Annotated in this window: 22 protein-coding genes and 1 other RNA gene; 10 read left to right on the top strand and 13 right to left on the bottom strand. The window is 51.9% G+C overall.

Going from position 1 to position 25266, the window contains the following annotated elements; translation table 11 throughout:
• Positions 1–82: 82 nt before the first annotated feature.
• Positions 83–1369, bottom strand: a complete 1287-nt coding sequence (locus tag WKI47_RS00230; protein ID WP_340225176.1) for a DNA polymerase IV — start codon at positions 1367–1369, stop codon at positions 83–85.
• Between the two features lie 99 nt (positions 1370–1468).
• Entirely contained in the window at positions 1469–1840 is a 372-nt protein-coding gene (locus tag WKI47_RS00225; protein WP_340225175.1) for a helix-turn-helix domain-containing protein, read from the bottom strand.
• A 151-nt stretch (positions 1841–1991) separates the two neighbouring features.
• Between WKI47_RS00225 and WKI47_RS00220 the strand changes: the two genes are divergently transcribed.
• Both WKI47_RS00220 and cimA read left to right on the top strand, forming a co-directional pair.
• Complete coding sequence (locus WKI47_RS00220; protein WP_340225174.1) at positions 1992–2984, top strand: zinc-binding dehydrogenase; 993 nt, start codon at positions 1992–1994, stop codon at positions 2982–2984.
• Positions 2985–3127: 143 nt separating this feature from the next.
• The gene (gene cimA / locus WKI47_RS00215; protein ID WP_340225173.1) at positions 3128–4744 is read left to right on the top strand and encodes a citramalate synthase; all 1617 of its coding nucleotides are present in this window, start codon (positions 3128–3130) and stop codon (positions 4742–4744) included.
• Between the two features lie 423 nt (positions 4745–5167).
• On the opposite strand, the gene WKI47_RS00210 is transcribed toward cimA, so the two are convergent.
• Genes WKI47_RS00210 through WKI47_RS00200 form a run of 3 tightly spaced genes read right to left on the bottom strand, consistent with a single transcriptional unit; the run spans position 5168 to position 8454 of the window.
• A complete protein-coding gene (locus WKI47_RS00210) occupies positions 5168–5905 on the bottom strand; it encodes an exonuclease domain-containing protein (protein ID WP_340225172.1) in 738 nt (245 codons plus the stop codon).
• Positions 5902–6990 carry a DUF294 nucleotidyltransferase-like domain-containing protein gene (locus tag WKI47_RS00205; RefSeq protein ID WP_425355409.1) on the bottom strand — a complete coding sequence of 363 codons (1089 nt, stop codon included), beginning with the start codon at positions 6988–6990 and terminating at the stop codon, positions 5902–5904. The genes WKI47_RS00210 and WKI47_RS00205 overlap by 4 nt, the downstream gene beginning before the upstream one ends.
• A gap of 36 nt (positions 6991–7026) precedes the next feature.
• Positions 7027–8454, bottom strand: a complete 1428-nt coding sequence (locus WKI47_RS00200; protein WP_340225171.1) for an ammonium transporter — start codon at positions 8452–8454, stop codon at positions 7027–7029.
• A gap of 272 nt (positions 8455–8726) precedes the next feature.
• Here WKI47_RS00200 and WKI47_RS00195 point away from each other — a divergent pair, with 272 nt between their 5' ends.
• From WKI47_RS00195 to WKI47_RS00185, 3 genes are all read left to right on the top strand, one after another.
• Positions 8727–9149 carry a MerR family transcriptional regulator gene (locus WKI47_RS00195; protein WP_340225170.1) on the top strand — a complete coding sequence of 141 codons (423 nt, stop codon included), beginning with the start codon at positions 8727–8729 and terminating at the stop codon, positions 9147–9149.
• A 31-nt stretch (positions 9150–9180) separates the two neighbouring features.
• Positions 9181–9858, top strand: coding sequence for a zinc metallopeptidase (locus WKI47_RS00190; RefSeq protein WP_340225169.1), 678 nt, complete (start codon positions 9181–9183; stop codon positions 9856–9858).
• A 250-nt stretch (positions 9859–10108) separates the two neighbouring features.
• Positions 10109–11824 carry a diguanylate cyclase gene (locus tag WKI47_RS00185; RefSeq protein ID WP_340225168.1) on the top strand — a complete coding sequence of 572 codons (1716 nt, stop codon included), beginning with the start codon at positions 10109–10111 and terminating at the stop codon, positions 11822–11824.
• 160 nt (positions 11825–11984) lie between these two features.
• Here WKI47_RS00185 and WKI47_RS00180 read toward each other — a convergent pair whose 3' ends face one another.
• A complete protein-coding gene (locus WKI47_RS00180) occupies positions 11985–12632 on the bottom strand; it encodes a rhomboid family intramembrane serine protease (RefSeq protein WP_340225457.1) in 648 nt (215 codons plus the stop codon).
• Positions 12633–12843: 211 nt separating this feature from the next.
• Here WKI47_RS00180 and tpx point away from each other — a divergent pair, with 211 nt between their 5' ends.
• Positions 12844–13362: a thiol peroxidase gene (gene tpx, locus WKI47_RS00175; protein ID WP_340225167.1), complete on the top strand. Its 519-nt coding sequence runs from the start codon at positions 12844–12846 to the stop codon at positions 13360–13362.
• Positions 13363–13493: 131 nt separating this feature from the next.
• On the opposite strand, the gene WKI47_RS00170 is transcribed toward tpx, so the two are convergent.
• The 4 genes from WKI47_RS00170 to WKI47_RS00155 form a co-directional block, all read right to left on the bottom strand.
• Positions 13494–13886, bottom strand: a complete 393-nt coding sequence (locus WKI47_RS00170; RefSeq protein WP_340225166.1) for a DUF1499 domain-containing protein — start codon at positions 13884–13886, stop codon at positions 13494–13496.
• A 191-nt stretch (positions 13887–14077) separates the two neighbouring features.
• Positions 14078–14267: non-coding RNA, 6S RNA (ssrS, locus tag WKI47_RS00165), on the bottom strand.
• A 63-nt stretch (positions 14268–14330) separates the two neighbouring features.
• Positions 14331–15104: a YesL family protein gene (locus WKI47_RS00160; protein ID WP_340225165.1), complete on the bottom strand. Its 774-nt coding sequence runs from the start codon at positions 15102–15104 to the stop codon at positions 14331–14333.
• A 190-nt stretch (positions 15105–15294) separates the two neighbouring features.
• A complete protein-coding gene (locus tag WKI47_RS00155) occupies positions 15295–16881 on the bottom strand; it encodes a DEAD/DEAH box helicase (protein ID WP_425355407.1) in 1587 nt (528 codons plus the stop codon).
• Between the two features lie 410 nt (positions 16882–17291).
• Here WKI47_RS00155 and WKI47_RS00150 point away from each other — a divergent pair, with 410 nt between their 5' ends.
• The 4 genes from WKI47_RS00150 (at position 17292) to WKI47_RS00135 (ending at position 21924) form a co-directional block, all read left to right on the top strand.
• On the top strand, positions 17292–18107 hold the full coding sequence (locus WKI47_RS00150; RefSeq protein ID WP_340225456.1) for a YitT family protein: 816 nt from the start codon (positions 17292–17294) through the stop codon (positions 18105–18107).
• A 580-nt stretch (positions 18108–18687) separates the two neighbouring features.
• Entirely contained in the window at positions 18688–18882 is a 195-nt protein-coding gene (locus tag WKI47_RS00145; protein WP_037282788.1) for a hypothetical protein, read from the top strand.
• Between the two features lie 342 nt (positions 18883–19224).
• A complete protein-coding gene (locus tag WKI47_RS00140) occupies positions 19225–20427 on the top strand; it encodes a putative glycoside hydrolase (RefSeq protein ID WP_340225163.1) in 1203 nt (400 codons plus the stop codon).
• A 147-nt stretch (positions 20428–20574) separates the two neighbouring features.
• Complete coding sequence (locus WKI47_RS00135) at positions 20575–21924, top strand: MATE family efflux transporter (protein ID WP_340225162.1); 1350 nt, start codon at positions 20575–20577, stop codon at positions 21922–21924.
• A 94-nt stretch (positions 21925–22018) separates the two neighbouring features.
• Here WKI47_RS00135 and WKI47_RS00130 read toward each other — a convergent pair whose 3' ends face one another.
• The 3 genes from WKI47_RS00130 to WKI47_RS00120 form a co-directional block, all read right to left on the bottom strand.
• On the bottom strand, positions 22019–22876 hold the full coding sequence (locus tag WKI47_RS00130; protein WP_340225161.1) for a DUF72 domain-containing protein: 858 nt from the start codon (positions 22874–22876) through the stop codon (positions 22019–22021).
• Positions 22877–23025: 149 nt separating this feature from the next.
• Positions 23026–23997 (bottom strand): 6-phosphofructokinase, encoded by a 972-nt coding sequence (gene pfkA / locus WKI47_RS00125; protein ID WP_340225160.1) that lies wholly within the window; start codon positions 23995–23997, stop codon positions 23026–23028.
• A gap of 15 nt (positions 23998–24012) precedes the next feature.
• A complete protein-coding gene (locus WKI47_RS00120; RefSeq protein WP_340225455.1) occupies positions 24013–25044 on the bottom strand; it encodes a tetraprenyl-beta-curcumene synthase family protein in 1032 nt (343 codons plus the stop codon).
• Positions 25045–25266: the final 222 nt, after the last annotated feature.

The following is a 25266-nucleotide window of genomic DNA, read 5'->3' as shown; positions in this document are numbered from 1 at the left end:
AGAAGCCATTCCCGTAAGAGCCTTCATCCCTCTAACTATAATATAAACTTTTTTTGATTTCAATCATTCTTACGTTTCATTTTCATCGATTTTCCTGATCCTTGCTGCGCTCGCCGTGAAAAGAAATCCCTGGCGAACGTCCCGCTTTCATGCGTTTGGTCCCGTCCTCTTCCAACATTCCGGCGACCATCAAGGCATCTTCTCCGAACTTGTCGCGCATTTTGTCCATGATTTCAGTCAGCTTTTCTTTCTTCGGTTGCTGCTCATAATCGAACAGATCAAGCTGGATCGCCGCCGTGCTTTTGTCCGCTAGATTTTGCGCCGCCACGCCGAGCAGTCTAACCGGCTTGCCGTCGCTCCAATGGCGCAGATACAGGGCTTTGGCTTCCCTATAAATATCATCGGCTGTTTCGGTCGGAATATCCAGCGTCCGAGAGCGCGTGATTGTTTTCATTTCCGGCGTGCGAATCGTAATCTGCACCGATCCGGCCAGCAAATGCTGCTTGCGCATCCGCCTGGCTACCTGATCGCTCAGATTCAAGATCACCCGAAGCGCCTCGGCAGATTCGGTGACATCGTACGGAAGCGTCGTCGTGTGCCCTACCGATTTGCTGGGTTCGGGAACCGACTGCACTTCGGAATAATCTTGTCCGTTGGCGGCACGCTTCATCCAGGCTCCGAACACGCCGAATGAATCTTGCAACCGCTTCTCGTCTGTTCGTGCCAGTTCGCCGATGGTGCGAATGCCCATACGGTTCAGCTTTTCGTCCGTTTTGGCTCCTATGCCGAATAATTCTCCGCAAGGTTTGCTCCATAGCGTTTGCGGAAGATCGCGAATCCGAAGCACGGAAATCCCGCTGGGCTTTTTCATATCCGAAGCCATCTTCGCCAGCAGCTTATTCGGCGCCACGCCGATCGAGCAAGGCAAGGACAATTCGCTCTCGATACGCCGCTGAATCTCGTCCGCAATCTCAAGCGGTGTACCGAACTGCCTCGAACCGGTGATGTCCATATAACATTCGTCAATAGAGGTCGCTTCGATCAGAGGCGTGTAGTTATAAAGAATCTCGCGAAAAGCTCTCGAATACGCCCGATACAATCGAAAATCCGGCTTAATGAGCATTAACGACGGGCAAAGCCGCTGCGCCTGGTTTACCGTCATGCCCGTACGTACGCCTTTTCGCCTCGCCGGGTAAGAGCTGGTGACGACAATGCCGCGCCGCTTCTCGCTGTCTCCGGCTACAGCCGTCATTTTTCCGCGATATAGCTCCGGGTTCTCTGCTTCATGCACCGAACAATAAAAAGCATTCATATCGACGTGCAAAATGACCCGCCCTTTCGACGGATAATAGCGCTCGACATTCTCCATTCCTACCCGCCTCCTTTTCGCCGTATTCATTACTTTTCATTTTCTATTTTACAACATCAACAGCCATACAAACCGTTTTCCGCTTCGAAAATCTTCACATTATTCCGGTTTCTTTTCCGCATGCTGCGTCCTCAATCTTTTCAACCGATCTCCATGCGCCTCGCCCCAGTTTTTCATAAACAAAATCATCGGCGCCAAGGTCTTTCCGAACTCCGTTAACGAATATTCCACGCGCGGCGGCACTTCGGGATACACCTCCCGGTGCACGATTCCGTCACGCTCCAGTTCCCTTAATTGCAAAGTCAGCATAAACGGCGTGATGGCCGGATACAGCTTGCGAAATTCGCCGAATCGTCTCGGTTCTTCCAGCAGATGATAGAGCAAAATCCCTTTCCATTTCCCGCCGATTACGGTGAGCGTGGTTCCGACGGGACAGCCTTCAAGCGTCGGTACAAGCTTCGATCTGCGCATTTTCTCGCCCCTCCATGGTACGGTTTTTAGTAGTGAGTTTGAAAATTCTGCGTACTTTCCAATCCCGTTCATATCTTTTTATACTAACATACGGCCGGTTAACGCTTGGTCCGACTTCAATCATTTTTAGAATAGAAAGGATGATCTCGCGATGAAAGCAATCCTACATACAGGACGGGGCGGCCCGGAACGACTGCGGTTTACCGACACCGAAAACAAACGCCCGGGACCGCAAGAAATTAAGATTCGTCTAAAAAACGCCGGGCTCAACCATCGGGACTTATTTGTTATGCAAGATCGCCCTGTACCGGATCTCCCCTGGATTCCCGGTTCGGACGGTGCCGGAACGATCGAAGAAATCGGCGAACGCGTTACAGGCTTTACGATTGGAAAAGAGGTCGTGATCCATCCTACGTTGGGTTGGAACCGAACAGCGGATCTGCCTCGGGTTCCCGATATTTTAGGCGGCCCTACAGACGGTACATTTGCCGAGTTCGTGATCGTTCCGGTTGAAAATGTTTTTCCGAAACCGGCCTTTTTAAGTTGGGAAGAAGCGGGTGTCCTTCCCCTGTCGGCGCTCACCGCTTATCGCGCGTTGTTTAGCCAGGGAAAGTTGCAGCCGGGAGAACATCTTATGATTACCGGGATCGGCGGAGGGGTGGCGACTTATGCGCTGATGATGGCAAAAGCGGTCGGCGCGTCGGTGACGGTCACTTCGAGGCATCAAGAAAAGCTGCGTAAAGCGATAAAGCTAGGAGCGGACCACGGCCTGGACAACGCAGCGAATTGGGCAACTGAATCAAACAGAGACAAAACAGACCTGATTCTCGATAGCGTAGGCGGAGCCGTCTTCCCCCGCTTTTTCCCTTTATTGAATCCGGGCGGTAAAATCGTGAGTCTCGGAGCCAGTACCGAGGCACAAATCGAGCTGTCGTTGCGTGAATTATTCTTTTCCCAGTTCAGCCTGATCGGAACTTCGATGGGTAGTCGGGAAGAATTTATTGAAATGCTCCATTTTATCGAAACTTATCGTATCCGCCCTGTCGTGGACTCCGTATATGCGTTACCGGACACCGCAAAAGCCTTCGATAGACTGACTTCCGGCGAGCAATTCGGTAACGTTTCCATTTCAATCGCGCCTTAGTCGAATTACTCTTCGTCCGCCTTGTGCGGACAATCTTTTTCGGCTTTCTTTTCTTCCGTAAAATTTGTTAACCAGAGTACTATACCGGTTTAAAGCGTTCATGCTATAATCGACAATTAATACGGACGGAAGGGAGCAGTTCCATGACACGTTCCATCACCATTTTCGATACCACACTCCGAGATGGCACACAGGGCGAAGGCATCAGCCTGTCTGCCGATGACAAGTTAAAGATCGCCGTCAAGCTCGACGAACTTGGCGTGCATTATATCGAGGGAGGCAATCCCGGCAGCAACGGCAAAGACGTGGAGTTCTTCCGTCGGGTCAAAGAACTGGACCTTCGGGCCAAGATCGTCGCTTTCGGCAGCACCCGCCGCAAAGGCGCTTCGGTCGAAGATGACGAAAATCTGCGGCTGATTGCCGAATCGGGCGTACAAGCGGCTTCGTTGGTCGGCAAGTCTTGGGATTTCCATGTGCATACGGCACTCCAGACGACGCTGGAAGAAAATTTGGCGATGATCGGCGATTCCATCGCGTATCTGAAACGCCGGGGCCTGGAAGTGTTGTTCGACGCCGAGCACTTTTTTGATGGATATAAAAATAACCGGGACTATGCAAAAACAGTGCTACGCACGGCTTCCGAAGCAGGAGCGGATTGGTTGGTTCTATGCGATACCAATGGAGGCACGATGCCGCACGAAATTAGCGAGATCGTAACGGCTCTTGTGGCTGAAATGCCGCAGGCGCGATTGGGCATTCATACGCACAACGATTGCGAACTGGCTGTTGCCAACGCGCTCAGCGCCATATCCGCCGGTGCGTTGCAGGTTCAGGGGACGATCAACGGGTACGGAGAACGCTGCGGCAATGCCAATCTGTGTTCCGTCATCCCGAATCTTCAGCTCAAGCTCGGTTTGCCCTGTTTACCTGAACAAAAGCTTGCGCAGCTAGTTCCGGTTGCCCGTTATGTCAGCGAGATTGCCAACGTACACATGCCAACCGGCCAGCCTTATGTAGGCAGTGCAGCTTTTGCGCACAAAGGCGGCATTCACGTCTCGGCGATCCTGCGAGATTCGCGTACCTATGAGCATATTGTTCCGGAATTGGTTGGCAATAAGCAGCGGGTACTCGTTTCCGAGCTTGCGGGTCAAAGCAACCTGATCTCCAAAGCCAAAGAGCTGGGCATCGAACTCGATCCGAAAAGCCCGCAGGCTGCCGAGACGATCGGACGAATCAAGGAACTTGAGCATCGCGGCTACCAATTCGAAGGCGCCGACGCTTCGCTTGAGTTGCTGCTTCGCGAAGCCAGTGGGGAAGTACGCGAACTGTTCGTGTTCGAATCGTTCAAAATGCTGGTGGAAAAGTCAGCGGGCAAACCGGTTGTATCGGAAGCTTTCGTGAAACTTCGGATCGGCGGAGAAAGCTTGTATACCGCCGGAGAAGGCAACGGTCCGGTCAATGCGCTCGACAACGCCCTGCGCAAAGCGCTGCTTCAATACTATCCGCAACTTACCGATATGCACCTGAGCGATTATAAGGTCCGGGTATTGGACGATAAAGAAGCGACAGCCTCCAAAGTGCGCGTATTGATCGAATCCCGCGATTCCGAGGACGTATGGAGCACGGTGGGCGTATCCGGCAATGTCATCGAAGCCAGCTGGGAAGCTTTGGTCGACAGTATGCGTTACGCGCTGCTCGGTCAGGAACCCGCCGTGGCCGCTATGGCTGCGGAACCGCGTCCCGGTCTGCTCAACCATTAACCCGTAAACAAAAAAGCGGCTTCCCGCCGCAGCGGAAAGCCCAGTATGAGAGGGGTAAACATGGGTGGCAAGCTTCGAGGGAGCAACGCTTGTCTTGATTGTCAGTACCGGTACCCGGTCAGGAATCCGGTCCGGCAATCAATACTCGCTCCATTCAAGGCTTGCGGGTCAAACATTGGGTGTTCACAACCCGCATCGAGATGAAAAACATCTTTTCGGTGCAGGGAATTTCGCAGCGGGAGGCATGTGAAGCGGAGTCGTAATCCGTTTCACACCGTAGCGCCAGACCCGCCGCTTTTCCGCTTTCGGTTGCCGTTTGTGCTACTGTATTCGTCATGCGTCCCGCCAAAGATAGGCTTTCATTTCGTTTGAAACGAAATCCGGCCTGACTTTCGGCGGGATTTTTCGTGCGGCGTTTTTCGTTCAAGTGTTGCTCAGATGCGCGTACAGGTCGCCGAGCGTCGAGATTTGATTGGCTCTCACCCTGTCCATATAACCGCCCCATAGCCTTGCCGTCATCAGGGAATCGCCCAACGCATGATGGCGTTCTTTGATTTCGATTCCTTCCTCCACCAACAGCTCATCCAGCCCGTATCCCGATCTTGTCGGATTAAGCAGCTTCGCAATCATCATCGTATCAATAACGCGGTGCGTGAGATGGGCCTTCGACGTTTTCCAGAGCGCGGTATTCAAAAAGGCTTTGTCATGGGCACTGGCATGCGCGATTAATACGGAATGGCCGATAAAAGCCATAAAATCATGCAGCCCTTCGATCAAAGAAGGTGCATCTTCAACCATCGCCGGCGTAATGCCTGTCAAATCGGTGATATGCGGAGGAATGTCGATGCGCGGATTGACAAGCGTATAGAACGTCTCGTTTTCCAGCACCTGATCTCCTTTCATTTTGACAGCCCCGAACGATAGAATCTCATCCCCTTTTTGGCAGTTGAAGCCTGTCGTCTCCAAATCGAACACGACAGTCTCCAATTCATGCAGCGGGGTAATCAAAGCTTCCGGTCTGCGCTGTTCCCGGCTGAGCGAGCGAATGAAGGCCATTTGATGCGCACTCTGTCCCCCGAATACCGACGCCACCGCCGAAGGAACACCGCCGCCGCGCAGCATGTTCCAAAATCCGCTTCTCGACCCAGCCGGTTCTTTCATGCGCGTCTCCTTTCTGCGAATCTGAGCTGACGCTGAAGCACGCGGTGCAGCTTGCGTACCAGAATCAGACCGTCGCGCAGTTCATAGAACTGCTCTTTTTTCTTCAATTCGTCGCTGAGCAGATAACCGGAGCTTTCCAGCAGCCCCTCATGCTCTGTGGCTTCAGTCAACCCCCGCAACCGTAAAGCTGTAAGAAAGGCTTCGTAGGTAGGTTCCAGCAGCGGCAATGAAGTCGCTTCGAACTGGATCAACCGCTCAAGTCGCTTTAAGGTAGAGGATTCTTCCACATCGTGTTGAAGCGCAAAGCAGCGGGCGGCATTGACCAGCGGAATGTACATCCCGTATTTGACGTCAAAATCGCCGGCATGGTCGCCGAAACGTTCGGTCACCACCTGCCCAAGTACATTGAGCGTCTTCTTATGGCGAACCGTATTGCGTAAAATAGCGGCATGCAAGGCCACGTTCCCGCGTACTCCGTCATAAAAATCGCGGCGCCACTTGTCAGCCAAATCCATATCGCCGGCGATATGGCGAAGATCGGAAGCAATAATGAGGTACCTTACCGGTTCCCAGCTCAGATCACCGCGCCATTCTTCGAGCTGGCTTGCCCATTCGGAAGAAGTTCGGCACCACCTGGGCTCCGAACACATAACCTTCCCTTCGCATTTGTCATAACCTGTAATTTCCAAAATATCTGTCAGGCGACGACCGAACTCTTCAAAATACGATTGCTTGTCGATATGCTCCACGTCGGACAAAATCAACCCGTTATCCTGATCGCTCCAAAGCGTCTGCTCTTGCCTCCCCGCACTGCCAAATACGACGAAAGCATAAGACACGGGAGGCGGACCGAAGCCCGCCTCCCCCATCTCACGCTCGCACAATTCGACCGCGTGCTTCATCAGGCGGTCATGCATATCGTTGATCGAAGCGTTCCAGCCGAGAATATCCCGGCCGACTTCCGCTTCCACTAACTCACGTTGCATCTCGACCCTTTTTGCGCGCAGCGCTTCGGGGGAACGGATCTGCGATAAATCTTCGTGGGATACGAATGAATGGTCCGTGTACGAATCAGTCGGCTTCACCAGATTCCCCCTTTCTAATCCTAAGCGCTTGAAGATTTAAGCGTTAGCCGGTGTACGTTTGCTGCCCGAGTCAGGATTGGTCGGACCGTGGAAAGTCGTTTCGCCAGCCATTTTCATTTGTTCCGGGTAACCGTAGTTGCCATGCTCACTGATATCCAGACCCATCATTTCTTCTTCTTCCGTTACGCGGATGCCCATTGTTGCTTTGAGGATCGCGAAGATCACGAAGGTTACGACGCCTACGAAAGCCAATGTGCCGATAACGCCAAGCGCTTGAACGCCCAATTGGTGCAATCCGCCGCCGTAGAACAGGCCGGCTTGTCCGAGACCTTTATCGGCCGACAAAGCAGGTGTTGCGAAGAAGCCTGTGCAAAGCGCGCCCCAGATGCCGGCAACGCCGTGTACGGAAAATGCGAAGACCGGATCATCAACGCCCGCTTTTTCAAACCATTGCGCCGTGAAGAAGGTCAGTACGCCGGCTACCAGACCGATAACGATCGCTGCCCACGGTGCAACGAATGCGCAAGAACCTGTGATTGCGACCAAAGCCGCCAACACGCCGTTCAACATGCTTGGAATATCCGCTTTGCCGAACACGATCCACGAGATCAGCAATGCCGCTACGCCGCCTGCCGCCGCCGCGATATTCGTCGTCAACGCTACATAAGCGAAGAAACCGTCCATGACCGTCAGCGCGCTGCCCGGGTTGAAGCCGAACCAGCCGACCCACAGAATGATAACGCCGAGTACCGACAGAACCTGATTGTGTCCCAAAATACTGTTCGGTTTGCCATCTTTGCTGTATTTACCCAAACGAGGTTTGAGCATAACGGTAGCTACAAGCGCCGCTGTCGCACCCGTCAAGTGAACGACCGTCGAACCCGCGAAATCCTGCATGCCCATCGCGCCGAGCCAGCCGCCGCCCCATACCCAGTGCGCAATGACCGGATAGATGACGATCGTGAAGAGAGCGCCGAAAACGATGTATACGCTAAGTTTGGCACGTTCTGCCAGACCGCCGCCCGCAATTGCCAGCGATACGCCTGCAAACGCCAGGTGGAACAGGAACATCAGCGAGACCGGAAGACCGAAGCCGTTTACGGAATCGAACGATGCCGCTTGTGCGTCTCCTCCGAAGAAGAAACCTTCAAAACCGAAAAATCCGTTGCCGTTACCGAACCCGAACGCGAACCCGAACGCCCAGAACGCGACACTCGCAACGCCGAAGGAAAGAATGGTTTTGCCCGCTACGTGCCCGGCGTTCTTCATCCGTACGGAACCGGCTTCAAGCAAGGCGAATCCGGCTTGCATAAAGATAACGAGTACGGCTGCGACGAATACGAAAGCCATATTCACGCCGTTCGCCAATGCTTCGCCGTCTACCGCTTCCGCCGCATACGCGCTGACCGGAAATGCCGATACTGCCGTCAATGCTCCAAGTGCCAACCACCATTTCTTTCTCAAATTCCCCACGCCCTCTTCATGTTATTTTTTCTAACACAATGTGAAACTCTTGATGTCATTATAGACCGCGGCAAGAAAGCTGACAAGTGTATTTTCATAAAAAAAGAAAATTTATTTCAGCCCTTTTCTCTTGATTAAAAATTATACCTGCGTTAATGCGGTAATGCGCACTTTCGGTTTGAAAGTATGACGTTTGACTGTACGCTTTGGGTTGGATATAATTGAATTTGTCAAGAGTTTCTTTTAAGAAAGGGTGAGGCAGCGATGGGGATATGAAACTGTTCAGGATTGGAGAACTGGCCCGTGCCGCAGGAACCAGTGAACGCACCATCGACTATTACACCAAGTTGGGTCTGATTCATCCGCAGGACCGCTCGATGACCAACTATCGACTCTACGGACCCGAAACCCTGCTTCGTCTGCAACGTATCCATGAGTTGAAAGACGAAAAGTTTACATTGGAAGAAATCCGGGAACGACTCGACAAATGGAGCGCAGCTTCGGGAGACGAACGCGTTTCCGAAAAGCTAACCCTACTCGAAAGCCACTTGGCGCAGGTCGAGAAAGAATTGAAGGAACTGCAACCGCTGCTTCAGGATCTCGATCCGGTGCAGGCGCGCAAGACCTTCTCTCAGCTGCTTCCACAGGGTATTGCCTGCATGGAAGCGATCAAACTGCTGTTGGGGCAACCATGATGTAATATTTGAATACGGAGGGAACAAGCATATGAGTTTTAACACGTTTATGTACATTCTGATCATTCCCGCCTTTATCCTGACCATCTGGGCACAGTTCCGGGTCAAAGGCACGTTTAAGAAATGGAACGAAGTCCCGGTGAACAGCGGCATTACCGGATATCAAGCCGCACGCCATATGCTTGATACGCACGGGTTGCATGATGTACAGATCGTAACAGTGCCCGGCACACTGTCTGACCACTATAATCCGGTGAATCGCACCGTTGCGTTATCCGAGGACGTCTACTATGGAAACAGCATCTCCGCTGTCTCGGTCGCGTGTCACGAGATCGGCCACGCCATTCAGCATCAGCAAGCTTATCCGATGCTGGCGCTGCGCCACAAGATCTTCCCGGTCGTTAATTTCACTTCCGGTATCGCGCCGTTCCTGATCCTGGCGGGTTTCCTTTTCAGCCATACGCTGATCGGTATCGGCATTCTGTTCTTCGCAGTCACCGTCATTTTCCAGCTCATCACGTTGCCGGTCGAATTCAACGCCAGCAACCGGGCCAGAGAAATCATGGTATCGGAAGGCTACATTACCAACGAAGAAGAACGCGGCGTGGGCAAAGTCCTGAATGCTGCCGCACTGACTTATGTAGCTGCCGCATTGGTCGCCCTGCTTGAATTGATCCGTCTGGTCGGAATCTTCAACAGCCGCGACTAACTTTAACGCTCCACGATCGGTGTTCCTTTTGAACGGCGGTTGAATAAAAAAACGAAAAACCGGCGCAGTCTCTCGGACCGCGCCGGTTTTTCGTTTTTTTGGATAGAGTTAGGTATGACAAGTGTAAAAAGACTGCAATCTTCGTCCGATGGACGATAAATACTGGCTAATTCTCTTGGTTTTATGGTACTATACATCTACTTTAACATTGCAGTCGATTGCAGCTTTCGCAACCAAAAGGAGAAGGTTTGTGAGCCTATCAATGTGGTATGATCTCTTCTTGTTCGCCCTATTGTCCGCCTTGCTGGTCTACATATTCTTTGCAGTTCGGATCACGAATCTACATAAAGTCTATTTCGTTTTCCACTTCTTCATGATGTTATGGCCGCTCTGTCAATTTGCTACGCATATCGTACAGGATGTTCAATTGCAGTTCATCTACGTTTCGTTATCCTTCGTAGCATCCCTCATGCTTGCAAGCGGCTGGTTTCTGTTCACATTATTCCTTGCGGGAGACGAGAAACGATTAAGTCCCAAGTCTATTGCGCTGCTGTTCGTCCCTGCTGCCGTCGCCTCGCTCGGGACGATCGTCAATCCGTTCCATCTGTTCGCCAGTCCTACGACCGACAATTACGTTGACCGTTCCTACGGTCCGCTGTTCTGGCTAACCATGTTGGTCATCGCCGGATATTTCTTCACCTCGCTGGTTGTCCTCCTGCGCGCTGTACGATCTCATTCGTCTTCCCCAAGCCTCAAAAAGCAGATTCGTATCGTTCTATGGGGTGTGTGCGCATTGGCATCTTTTGCCGTGCTCGATATTCTGCTCAATGTTGTGCTTGCCAAGTTTTTACCGATCATCCCCGGATTGACTTCGCTCGGTATTTTTATTGCCGATCTATTTTTCATTTACGTCATTACCCGGTACAAAGTATTCGATCTGGTATCGATTGCGCATGAAGACATCATCAATACGATTCCTCATGGCATTCTCGTATTGGATGAAGACGATGCGGTAGTTGAAGCGAATCGCGCACTCGCGCTTTTTATTGATATCAAAGAGGGAGACCTATTCGATATCGAAGAGCTTCTGTCTTCGGTTCGCGCAACAGGGGACAGTCGTCAGTTCCTCGATCATTACAAGCGGAAAGAACAGGATCTGTTCCACATCGAGTTGACTTCGAATCGCGGAGGCGGGCTTCATTTCATTTTGCAAACGTCGCCGATCTTCGATGCTTCACGCTCGCCTATCGGTCATATCCTGACGTTCCAGGACGTTTCGCAAGAGCGACGCCTGGTTCAAGAGCTTAACCGCCAGAACGATGTTCTGCATGAGCGCAACCGCTCGCTGGATCGGACGCGTCTTGAACTGTCGCAGGCTAACCGCAAGCTTGAAGAGATGGCGCTGACAGACAGCCTGACGCACTGCTACAACCGCCATTACTTGACGCAACGTTTGGCGCAGGAAATGACCGCCAACGTCGAGCAGCGGATTCCATTCTCGTTCATTCTGTTCGACATCGACTTTTTCAAAATGATCAATGACCGTCACGGCCATGTCGCGGGAGACGAAGTGTTGTATCGCACGGCACAGATCGTCAAGCAGTGTATCCGCAGCACAGACATTTTGGCACGTTACGGCGGCGAGGAATTTATTCTATACCTGCCGTGCACCGAGCGAAAAATGGCCGAGAAAATTGCCGAGCAGGTACGTACCGCCGTAGAAAGCAACTTCGTGAAGCTTGCCCAGTCAGCAGAACCGGTTAGCGTTACCGTTAGCTTGGGTGTGTTGTCTATCGAAGACTTCGAGCATCAATACGTCCCCGACAACTTAGAAGAATACCTGACACGATTATTTGCGGAAGTCGACAAACCTTTGTATCAGGCGAAAAAGAACGGACGTAACCGAATCGAGTTTGCCGAGATTCGCCAGATTTCGGATGACGGAACAGTTGAAGCCAGAATGTAAAAAAGCAACGGATAAGGCTAAGCACATAGCCTTCATTCGCTGCTTTTTTCATTTTATGGATTAGTTATGCCTATTGCTGCTTCTGATCTCCATTACAGTACATGCTACCGCCCCCTTATCGGCTGACGCAGCGGTCTCCCAAAAGCTCAACCGATGTTTCTCAGCCGATTTTTTTTCCGATCGGCAGCCGCACCAGTATTCCGTACAGGAAGAAGCCGGCAATGGCGCCGCCGATATGGGCAGAGATGTTGACGTTCGGTGTCGCGAAGCTCATGATTAAGCCCATGACCAGCAGGATGTAGACGGTTTGCCGCGATCCTTTGTCCATCTTGGCTCGCTGGAATAGCGCCATGTACAGGAATGCGCCATAGCCGCCATAGATCGCGCCCGAGGCTCCGACGGAGATGAAATATTCGCCTGCTCGGTTGTAAACGCCCATACTGATTAAGTTAGCAATGATTCCACTAGCCAGGTAAAGGAATGCGTAGCGCACATGTCCCAGCAGTCGTTCAAGCGGCGGCAGGAACACCATGATAGCAAAGCAGTTGAAAAGCAAATGTTCGAAGCTGCCGTGCAAGAAGACCGATGTGAGGTAGCGCCATGGCGAATCGACATTTTCGATACCCGGAACCCCTACCACATTGGACAACGCGCCGTATTGAAGCAAGATCGAGCCTGAAGCGTTTCGGCTATAGGCTCCGTTTACTGCGAGAACGATGAACATGATTACATTCACCAATACCAACAAGGCCGTGACCGGGTAGAACTTCAGGTACTGATTCCATTTTTCGTACCTTACAAAAATCATCATTTCCCTCTTTTCCGACAAAGCATGTCCCGAAATTCCGAAGAAAACGGATTTCATTCGTTTTTCAGACATGCCCTATTCTCTTTTTTGCAAACAATCTATTAAAAACATTATAATAAAATCGTACGGGAAAATCCAAAAGCCCGATTGAGGTACGTCGATCTCAGTCATGAGCACGTACTTACAGGAAAATCCAAGGAGGTTATTCACAATGGCACAACAAAGAACCGGCGTGGCTACATTTAAAGGCAATCCGATCACCCTGATCGGTCCCGAATTGAAAGTCGGAGATTCCGCACCGGACTTCAAGCTGAACCGCAATCTGCTGGAGGAAGCTTCTCTGAAAGACTTTTCCGGCAAAGTAAAACTGATCAGCGTCGTTCCTTCGCTTGATACAGGCACTTGCGATGCGCAAACGCGCCGATTTAACACGGAAGCTGCCGATCTGGGCGAAAATGTAGTGATTCTGACTGTCAGCGCCGATCTTCCGTTTGCACAAGCTCGTTGGTGCGGAGCGGCAGGCGTCGATCAAGTGGTCACGTTGTCCGACTACAAAGGCCATTCGTTCGGCGAAGCTTACGGCGTTCTGATCGAAGAATTCCATTTGGACATGCGCGCAATCTTCGTTCTCGATACGAATGATCGCATTGCTTACGTTGAATATTTGCAAGAAATGAGCGAACACCCGAACTACGAAGAAGCGATTGCAGCCGTAAAAGCTTTGCTATAACACGCCGTTCCTCACACATACGCACGAAAAAACGTACCCGCCCTCGGAACTCCGTGGAGCGGGTACGCTTACATGAAAGCCAAAAAACGGCTCTGTCCATTTTTCACCCAAGACGAAATGCTTACCGGCTATTACCCTGTCGTCTTATGGGATGCCAGCTTTTTGTCGAGAATCGTGAACAAGCTCAGAATCGTCCGATAATTCGCACCCAGATCGCCCAAAGAACCGCGAGATGCCGAATAAATATCGACAGCGCTTTTGACCGGACCTACAGCCAGAACGGAAACGGTGATATCCATCGTCCGACCGAACTTCGTGCGCTTCTCCAAGATGATCTCTCCCACGTTAGGCACTTCATGCAGCACCTTATAGCCGGGAATCTTTTTCAGCGTCGAGCTGACTTCTTCCCAAGCTTTGTCCCTGGAAAGGCTATAGTATCTCGTTTTCATTTTAGGATCGGTCGCGCGATCGCTCGTGCCTTCCTGACTACGAATGATTCCGATCAATGTACGTTTAAACGACAAGATCTTTCCTCCTTTGACGTTACCCTCATTCTACTCTCTAGTTTAGCATTGTTCGATTAATAACAAAAGAAAAACACAGCAAAAAAGCGTCCCCGCTCCGGGAACTTCCCCGGCGCAAGAACGCTTGATCCCATTCGGGACAAAGGGTGCTTCAGCCTATGTAACTGATCGCTTCCCTGTTCAAAACAGAAAGAGATCCCGCTCTGCCGTCCGGTAACATTGTCTCGAACCTGCTATCGCAGGTGGGTGACCGCAAGACGGGCTTTGAAGTCCCCATGTCATATAGACAGGGCTTTTCATCGCGGCGCCTAATGTAGATCTCCCGAGACTTCATCATTGGTTCAAAACAACGAAAGACCGAAACGTACATCGCAGGATGTAGGATTATTATAGCGCTTACGCCGATCATTGTAAACTCTACCTCATCTTTTCGTTAAAAAATGATTACTTTTCTTTTTTCTCTTTGCCTAATTCAATCAGTTCAGGCTCATCATCGGAATTTTGCTCTTCTTCCCGCTTTTTCGCTTGTTCCTGCATCTTCTGGAAGGTCGCATAGAAGTTCAGGAAAGCAAACCAGGAAATGACGCTGCCGGCTGCAATCACATACAACACAGGCATATACGTCCAACAAATATAGATGACCGCGATAGCCCCGATCAGCGTCGAAAATACACGGAACGGACGCAGCAGCGTAAGCAGAATCGCATTTTTCAGGATACCGCCGATCTTCATATGATAATGGGCAACCATCGAGAAGAAGTTAAACAACGATACGAAAAGAAGAATCATCAGGATCAGCATCAAAATGCCGAATAGCTGCATATTGCGGAACTGGACCATGTATACCGTGATGTCCACGTACATGACCACGAACAACAGCGTATAGAACAGGCCGCCAACCAAACTTTGCTTGTAATTTTCTTTGTAGCCTCTAAAATAGGTCCGAATGATTTTAACGTCCGGTTCGCCCATGACCCATTTCCGCGTAACGGTGAACATGGCGGAAGTCGCCGGGAACAATGTAAGCGGCGCCAAAATGCCAAGCACCCAGTTCAAGGTCAACGCTTCGTTCACATACTGCGGATCGATCGCCAGTCTCATGTACAGAATGAATAAAAACGGCGCCGAACACAGCACCCAGAGCAGATTCGTTCCCGAGAGACGCATAATCCACTCCGTCAGGCGGTAGATGCCCCCCGTAAGCCCCCTAAATTCCAACAGGTATTCCTCCTCAAAAATCGCATAATCATTAAACCACCATATTGATAGTTCAATTATACCGATTATGTCCGCCAAAAACCACTCTTATCAAAAAGGCTTTCGAAACGTTTAGCGTTCAGCGAGCCTGCTTGTTCTCCATACGAAAAAGACGACGCATCGCTGCGCCGTCTTTGGCTTGCCTTAGAAATTAACCTTCGAAGTTATCACGCTTCGGAGCCGGACGATCTCCTTGATACGAGGACTTGCCTCCACGACCTTGGTAGCCGCCTTCTTTGGAACCTTTGTAGCCGCCAGTTCCGCCGCTACGGTTACCTTGGTAACCCCCACTGCGTCCGCCGCTGCTGCTTCCGCCTTTGTAGCCGCCGCCTTTATAGCCGCTACCGCTTCCGCCTTTGTAACCACCACCACGGTTGCCGTAGCTACCCGATGGTTTACGACGCTTCACTCTAACCGGATCTTCCGGAGTCAGCTCGACCTTGGCATCTTTCTTCTCGCCGGTCATCAGCTTCATCGCAGCCGACAGCAGGTTTACCGAATCGTACTGCTCCAGCATTTGGATCGCGATTGCTTTGTATTCGTTCAGTTCGCCGTCCTGTACCACTTCGAGCAGACGCTCAGCCAGGATGCGTTGTTTACCTTCGATCGCTTCGCTCATTGTCGGGAGCGGTTTGCGCGTAATCTTGTGACGTGTCACACGCTCGATGAAGTTCAGGTGATCCAGCTCGCGTGGCGTTACGAACGACCATGCTTTACCTTCTTTACCTGCACGACCTGTACGGCCGATACGGTGAACGTAGCTTTCCGGATCTTGCGGAAGGTCGAAGTTGATAACGTGCGTAACGCCCGATACGTCGAGACCGCGTGCCGCAACGTCCGTTGCAACCAGAACTTCGATGCTGCCGTCGCGGAATTTACGCATTACCGCATCACGTTGGTTCTGCGAAAGGTCACCGTGCAGACCGTCAGCGGAGTAGCCGCGTTTTTGCAGCGCTTCTGCCAACTCGTCAACCCGACGCTTGGTACGTCCGAACAGGATTGCCAGTTCAGGCGATTCCATGTCGATCAGGCGAGTCAGAGCTTCGAACTTCTGACGCTCAGGCACTTCGATGTAAGCCTGGTCGATCAGCGGAGCACTGATTTGCTTCGGAATAACCGATACATGCTGCGGGTTTTTCAGGAATTGCTCAGCCAGGCGTTTGATGTTCGCAGGCATTGTAGCCGAGAACAGCAACGTTTGACGCTCTTCCGGAACCAGCTTCAGGATCGACTGGATGTCTTCCATGAAGCCCATGTCCAGCATTTCGTCCGCTTCATCCAGTACAACCGTTTGAACGTCGTCAAGCTTGATCGTTTTACGGTTGATATGGTCCAGCAGGCGTCCTGGTGTACCGATAATGATTTGCGGCTTTCTTTTCAATGCACGGATCTGACGAACGATATCTTGTCCGCCGTAGATAGCCAGGGAACGAAGTCCTTTGAAACGTGCAAGCTTCTCGATTTCGTCCGCTACCTGAATCGCGAGTTCGCGAGTCGGAGCCATAACGAGTGCCGAGATTTTTTCTTCTTCACGTGCGATCTTGCTGATCATCGGGATACCGAAAGCCGCTGTTTTGCCTGTACCCGTTTGAGCTTGTCCGATCATGTCGCTTCCGGTCAGGGCGATCGGGATCGCCTGCGATTGGATCGGAGTGGCTTCTTCAAAGCCCATTTCCGTAATTGCCTGTAATACCTTTGGTTCCAAATCGAAGTCTACAAAATTTGCCAATAGATTCATGCTCCTTTTATTATGGGCGGACTGCCACTTTGCCTGTGGACAAGCCGCTTTCGTATTCTGTATTCTTAAGTAGCCGCAACCGATCGATAACCGAAGGGTTCCTCATATGCTGACGATACCAAGTTTTCCGCACCTACTTGGACAAGGGAGGAGCTTCTTCAAAGCCGAAGCCGAAAAGCTGAAGCCATATTATATACCGTTTATCCTTTTACTCGTGATTCTTCCGTTCAGCCGCTGACGGTTACGGAAACGAGAAAGATCTACTCAAGAACATCTAAATCATTATAGCATAAGCGACTATAGAAAAGCCAGTAAACCTTTCAACGTATTGTCACATTTTTTCACGGTTTTCATTTTCGTTCTTGTTTTTTCATTTTCTTTTTCAGGAGTGGTGGATTTTGTTTATTCGTATGGGTCATATCGTAACGACGGTCGTGGGCGCTTTGCTGATCGCGGCCGGCTTCAACCTGTTTTTGATTCCGCATCAATTGCTCAGCGGCGGCGTGTCCGGTCTGTCCATGCTTACCGGGTACTTCACGCCGATCTCGATCGGTATTCTGTATTTCGTGTACAACGTTCCGATGCTGATTGCGGGTTGGTTCCTGCTCGGTCGACGGTTTATCCTGCTCAGCATCGTATCCGTCGCCGCCGTTACGGTATTGATCACCGTCGTGCCTGAACGCATGGTCGCCACCGATCCGATCCTTTCCTCCGTATTCGGCGGTGTACTGGTCGGCGTCGGCGCAGGCATCTCGTTCCGCGTCGGCGGATCGAGCGGCGGCTTCGACATCCTCGGCTCGATCGTCACGCGCTATCGCGATTTCCCTGTCGGAAACGTGCTTGTCGCGATGAACGGCCTGGTCATTCTGGCGATGGGCTATCTCCAAAATGATTGGAACCTGGCCCTTTTATCAATGGTTTCCATATATATCACAGGAAAAGTCGTCGATATGATCCATATCAGCCATACCAAAGTTACGTTGTTCATTGTGACGAACGATACAGACAAAATGTTGGAGCGACTGCTTCAGATCGAACGCGGCGTTACCCGAATCCCCGCCGAAGGCGCATTCTCCCATGCCAAAAAAGACATGCTGATGACGGTTACCACACGCTACGAGTTGGCGGAACTCAAACGCATCATCAAAGAAGCCGACCCTCTCGCTTTCGTCAACATCGTCGAAACCGTAGGCGTAATGGGCTCGTTTCGGAAGCGCTCTGTTTGAAGCCTTTGTTTCGGCTTCGGGAAAATACTGTTCGCTGGGGAAAGCCGCTAGGTGGGCGGAGGATCAAGTGCGTTTCGGTCGCGTGTTGAAATAGGGAAGCTTGATCTGAATGTAATGAGGCTTCCCGATTTCAAAGGCGAACGCTGGCGCTCCTGCACTGCACTTGATCCTCCGCCCTTGTGCGGCAACCCCGCTCAAAATATTTTCTTCAGCCGAAGCGGCCTTTACAGGCGCTTCTTTTTTTGGGGTAGTTTTATCAAAAAACGACTCAAACCAAAGTTCATTAGATCCTTTCAAGGTTTTGAAAGCTTCGAAGAGTGGGGGCGGAGGGGAGAATTCAGTGTAGGAGCGTCAGCGTTCGCCTTTGTCCTTGGGAAGCCTCCTTATTAAATTCCAATCCGGCTTCCCAAGGGCAACACGCGACCGAAACGAATTGCCCCCGCAGCCCCCTCCCACACGCTACGTCGCGAACACAACCGCGATGTGATATAATAACCCCGTACCAACTTCATGGTTAGCTTTTCTCAGGTATTCGAGTCAGACAATGACACACGATCCCGGAAAAGAAAGGGTGACGACTATGGAAATGGAAGCCGTAAAACTTGAACAAATCGTGATGAAATGGTACCCCGACATGCTTTCGTTCTTGAAGCAGCAAGAGTTGGATTCCGTGATCGTCCTTCGTGACGGACTGGGAATTCTCGAAGCCGAAGACGCGCTTGACATTATCCATCACAGCATCCTCGAACATCAGTCGCCGGAAGTTTTGCATTAACGATTCCTTTTAGCTTGGACAAGGTACCGGGTTTGGTCTTTTCAATAAGTTCTTCTAATAGGCCGCTCTTTTCCTTAGGGAAGGGGCGGCCCTACATATGGGTTCGAAGCCATCGCTTGTGAAGATCGGCTTCCGAATCAAGAGTTGACAAGATCATAGATTCGTTGCTTCTTCGAAAGGTTAAATGTTGGAGGTGTGCCTTCCGGGCATAAAGCGGATTTTGCTTTTCCCGGAATAATCAGGCATTCGTGACAATTTTGTTGCTTCACTCGATCAGAAAAACGCTATACTGGTAAAGGCTTTTGCAGCCAAGAATCACCTACAGACGAGGGAGAGAATACAATGGATATCTTATGGAGCCTGCTGGCTCTCACAGTAAGCAGCCACAACCCGGAAAGCGCACCAGCACCCGTCAACGTCAATCCGATCACCGTCGCGGTCGAATCGGCTTGGAACCTCAGTACGCTGACGGCTCAAAAAGATAGCGTGGTCATCGATGCGGACAACCCTCCGATCAAAATCGATCCGCAACCCGATGCGCCTACGGTAAAAGGCATCTACGCCACCGCTTACAGCGCGGGCGGCGCAAGAATGACCGAACTGCTTGATCTGCTCGACAATACCGGTCTTAACGCGATGGTTATCGATATCAAAGACGACCTGGGGTACATAACGTACAAAACCGAAAATCAGGAACTGCTGAAAATGGGCACTGCCCAAAAATTCATCCCGGACATCGACGCTCTGATGACCAAGTTGAAAGATCACAACGTTTATCCGATCGCCCGGATCGTGGTGTTCAAAGATACCGTTCTCGCCGAAAACCATCCGGAGCTTTCGTTCACGGACGCAAACGGAAAAGTATGGAAAAACGGCGGCGGCGACGCTTTCGTCAATCCGTACAGCAAAGAAGTCTGGGACTATAACGTGGCGATCGCCAAAGAAGCGGCAGCGCTCGGATTCAAAGAAATCCAGTTCGACTATGTTCGTTTCGCGGAAGGCTTCGAGAAACGCGCGGACACGCTCAAATACGAAAAAGACGGCGAAAAAACGCGTACGGAAGCCGTATCCGAATTCGTACAGTACGCGCGTAAAGAACTGGCGCCGCTCGGCGTTCGCGTTTCCGTCGATATTTTCGGCTACGCGGCCTCCGTTCCGGCAGCCGACGGCATCGGACAAGACTTCACCAAAATTTCGGAAAACGTCGACGTTATCGCACCGATGGTGTATCCGAGTCACTACTCGACCGGCTGGTTCGGCGCGACTAACCCGGATATGGAACCTTACGTGACGATCAAAGGCTCGATGGTCGACACGTTCAAAAAACTGGATGAGATCAAAGACGAATCGCAGCGTCCGATCGTACGCCCGTGGATTCAGGACTTTACCGCAAGCTGGCTCGGCAGCGGCCACTATACGAAGTACGGCAAAGCCGAAGTGGACGCGCAGATCAAAGCCATGGCGGATATGGGCGTGGATGAATATCTCCTCTGGAACGCCTCCAACCGTTACACCAAAGATGCCAATTACGGTCCGAAAGACTGATTGTTAAGCTAAGCTACCTCTACTTCCACCGAGCGATACGTTCCGACGGATATCCTCGCACGGCAAAAACCCGGCCTGCCACGGCCGGGTTTTTGCCTGCGTTCGTTGGGAACAGAATCAGTGTTACCTGAAAGGATCTGCCAACCGATGCGTGCCACTTCAAGCTTCAAGCAAAAATTCGCACAGTTTCTCGTCGTTTTCCTTCCGATCTTTATCACGCAAATTGCGTTATCCGCTATGGCTTTTTTCGATACCAGCATGACGGGACACGTCAGTCCGGCCGCGCAAGCGGGCGTCTCGATCGGGGTCAGCCTATGGATTCCGATTCAGACCGGTCTGAACGGTGTTTTAAACGGAATCATGCCGATCGTCTCGCAGCTTATGGGCGGAGGCCGGGAGCGCGATATCCGTTTCAATTTGTTCCAGGGATTGATTCTGTCTCTTCTATTCTCCGCAGCTGTGCTTCTGATCGGCGGACTGCTGCTCAAGCCTGCTCTCGGATTCATGAATGCCGAGGCCGAAGTCGCGGATACCGCGTATAAGTTCCTGCTTTGCCTGGCGTTCGGCGTCGTTCCGTTATTCGGCTATACCGTTCTTCGAGGTTGCATCGATGCAATGGGCCAGACGCGAATCTCCATGGCGATTACGCTCTGTTCACTTCCCGTACAGTTGCTGCTGAACTACCTGCTGATCTTCGGCAACTTCGGCTTTCCGAAGCTGGGCGGCGTCGGCGCAGGTGTTGCGACCGCCGTCACGTATTGGGTCATTTTCCTGATTGCGCTCATCGTGATGCACCGCGCTGAACCTTTTGCCAAGCATAGTTTTTTCCGCAAACGTCATCCGATCTCGTGGGCCAAGCAAAAGGAATTATTGAAGCTTGGCATTCCGATCGGTTTCGCCACCTTTTTTGAAACGTCCATCTTCGCCGCGGTTACGCTGCTCATGAACCGTTTCGGAACAAACGCCGTTGCCGCCCACTCCGCCGCGATCAACTTCGCTTCAACGCTGTATATGATTCCGCTGGCGATCTGCATGGCGCTGACGATTCTGGTCGGCTACGAGGCGGGAGCCGGAAGAAACAAAGACGCCCGCCAGTATGCTTCTATCGGAATCGGCTCTGCCGTGCTGATGGCTCTGGTCACGGCGGTTATACTCCTGCTTTTTGCCGACAAAGTCGCGTTGATTTATTCGACCGATCCTGCCGTTACGGCATTGATCGTGCAGTTTTTGGCGTATGCGATCTTTTTCCAACTCTCCGACGCTTTGGCTACGCCTATCCAGGGCGCGCTGCGCGGCTACAAAGATGTGACTCCGGCCTTTTTCATCACGCTGATCGCCTATTGGGGCATCGGATTGCCGCTTGGGTTCGTATTGGCCGTGTACACTCCATTCGGTCCGTTCGGTTACTGGATCGGGTTGATCGCCGGTTTGGCCGTAGGAGCGGTTCTGCTACTGTTGCGTTTGTTCAAGGTTCAACGTATGCACGGACGCTCCTAGGACTCATCAAGCAGGTTCCATGAATCCTTCTTTATCAGAAAAGGCAGCTCGCTTTTCGTCATTTTCGACGCTGCGGGCTGCCTTTTTTCCAACGTTAAAATAAATCCAACTGCTCCGGTTCGTCCTCGCCAAGAAGCTTCGGCACATCCTGACCCAGAATCGCCATCAGCTCGCGCGCATTTTCTGCCGCATCGCCTCCGGAGTTATTGTTGAAAATGATCACGACTTCCTTCGATTGCTGCTCCAGTCTGCGAAGCCGCTCTGCCCATTCTTCCAGTTCCTGCGTGTTATAACGGTACAGATAACGCACTTCCCGCCAGTTGGGCTGATTGGACGACTGCCAACCGGAAACGTTGCGACCGTGCATCCGCACAATCGTCAACCGATCATCCGTCGCTTCCTCCACGATGGGTACCGAACCGACTCCCGCTTGCGGCTCGTCACATACGCTGTGTATCCAGTGCTCCTCGCGCATGAACTTGAGCGTACGTTCCCGCATCACCGGCTGAAACCAGCTCTGATGGCGAAACTCCAGCGCACAAGGCACATCTTCCATCCGCTCGCGCACCTCGCGCAGCTTGGCTACATTTTCCCGCGTGCAATCGAACCAAGGCGGGAATTGGAACAGCGCCGCCTTCAGTTTGTTAGCCTGCTGCATCGTGCCGATCGACAATTTGAACGCTTCGAACATCTCGGCCTCGTTATCGAACGGGATTTTCCCCCGCGAATGCCCGGTCATCCCTTGATACGCTTTGACGACAAAACGAAAATCCGCCGGCGTCTCTTGCACCCATTTTTCCATATTGCGCTTGGACTGAACGGCATAAAACATACTGTCCACCTCGACGGTTCCGAACATTTTGCCGTACGTAACCAGTTTCTGCTTGGCCGCTTCCTTGGTCGTATAGATATAATCGTGATCGCCCCAGCCGGTCAATCCGACGGTAATCATAGAGCCTGCCTCCTTCGCTGCCGAATCGCTTGCCTCGTTGTACCCTTACCCGCTCTTCATAAAAAAAGAAACCTTCGCGCCCGCAAACGGCAGAACGGCTGCCGTTTCGGGGCGAAAGCTTCTCGGTTCGCGACTTTTCGGATAATCGCTTATTGCGACAAACGCAGAGCCAACTCGTACATCTCGTGATCGAAGGTAGGGCGTGTGTTGACAACCTTATCGATATCCGTCAGGGTCAGTTCGCCTTTGATGATGCCGCAGCCTTTGTCGCTTTCGCCGCGAATCAGCGAGCGTACCGCGAAGTCGCCCAGACGGCTTGCCAGGTTACGGTCGAACGGAGTCGGCGTGCCGCCGCGTTGGATATGGCCCAGTACCGTTACGCGAGCGTCGATCTGCTTGGAGCGCTGCGACAGCTCGGTCGCGATGTCCTCGCCTTTGCCTGCGCCTTCCGCGACCACGATGATACTGTGACGTTTGCCCATCGCGAAGTTGTGCGTCATGCGCTGCGCCACTTCGTCCAGATCGTAAGGAACTTCAGGCACGAGAATCGTTTCCGCGCCCGAAGCAAGGCCCGCGTGCAACGCGATATCGCCGCAATGACGACCCATAACTTCAACGACCGAAGCACGTTCGTGCGACGACATCGTATCGCGCAGCTTGTTGATCGCATCGACAACAACGCCTACAGCGGTATCGAAGCCGATCGTGTAATCCGTGAAGGAGATATCGTTATCGATCGTGCCCGGCAAGCCCATCGTGTTGATCCCGAGCTTGCTCAGCTTGTTCGCGCCGTGGTAAGAACCGTCGCCGCCGATTACGACCAGGCCGTCGATGCCGTAGCTGCGCAGGATTTCCGCGCCTTTGCGTTGGCCTTCTTCCGTATAGAACTCTTTGGAGCGGGCCGATTGAAGCACCGTTCCGCCGCGTTGGATAATATCGCCGACGCTGCGCAGATCCATCGAGAAAATATCGTTATTGAGCAATCCCTGATAACCGCGTTGAATCCCGAAAATCTCGATTCCGTGGTAAATCGCGCTGCGCACGACGGCGCGAAGCGCGGCGTTCATTCCTTGGGAGTCCCCTCCGCTGGTTAATACGGCAATCTTTTTTACTGCTGACATGTTGCTTCCTCCTTGTTAATGCTGCTTATGTTTGCGGATCCATACACTATTGACGAAAAAGAACAGGCGAGTCAGCGGGCTTTTCTTCATCAAGCGTTTAGACACGGTTCGCACATCTTTTTGCTGGCTTACTTTCGGATCGGACAAATACAACGCGATCAGTCCTTCGATCACCATGCGGTGGAAAGCGGCATGCGGAAGCCTTGCCACGTCGCGGCGCGCCCCGTTAACGATAAACTCGACGCGCTGTAGCATCTCTTCCCCGCTTTCGTAATAATTGCAAAAATTCAGGTCGCCTCCGATCCGGTCCTCTTCCTGATCGATTAAATAATCGAGCATGATATGCAGACCGCAGACGTACGGGAAATACGCCTCGTAGACGGATTTTGCCGCTTGTTCATCGAAATCGTCACGGCTCGCTCCGGCAAAAAGCATGAACATGCCGAGCGTCGAACCGGTGGCAGCGGCGAACTCGTTCCAATGCAAATCAGGGGCCAGGTCGGCGTGTTCGGCTCTCCAGGTCGTCAGCGAAGGCTCCCGCAGTTCGGGGGCGATATGCTTGTACACTTGAAGATCGCCGTAAAGACTGACCAGACGGCGCACATAAGGCTGGGCATGGACATAACCGGGCAGCTGCCGGATGTTTTCCTGACAGGTAGTCACCAGGGCATTCAAATACCCTCCGTCCTCCTGTTCGTCACGGAAGCGATAGTAATTTTCCGGCTGTGCGGACGGATCGACCGCGTCCAGCATGGACTTATGTAAAAGACGAAAATCTTCCGGGTCCAGCGACGTGCTTCGATCGCACAGGTTGTCGAGATAATCGCTGATGGTCTGAAGCGCTACGATCAGCGGAATCAGTACGTCTTTTTTGTCCGAATTGATCGCTGCGTATACCGAGCCGCCTTGACAATGAAATTCCTTGTCCGCAATGCTCGCCAGCGCTTGCGTTCGAAGTTCGGGATCGGGAATAGTCGCAGCGCGATCTCTCCAGCCCCCGAGCGACTCCTTGACGCCCGACAAAGCGAACTTGTACACCCATCGCATCAAACGGATGGGTTCTTCGGGAACGGTGTAAGCGGTTCTGAGTGGGTTCAAAACGTACCTCCAAATACCAGTCTTAAGTCTGTGGCGCATGCGTTTGCCTGTCAGACAGGCCAATCTGCTTTTTACGCATGCTCCGTACCCAAATTCACTTCCATTATAATATGAGGGTTTAATTTGTACAAATAACCTTCGTCATATTCTCAACTTTTTTCAGCGTTTTTT

The organism is Saccharibacillus sacchari (genome assembly GCF_037722395.1).
Taxonomy (GTDB): domain Bacteria; phylum Bacillota; class Bacilli; order Paenibacillales; family Paenibacillaceae; genus Saccharibacillus; species Saccharibacillus sacchari_A.
This window is presented reverse-complemented; position numbering and strand designations above follow the sequence as displayed.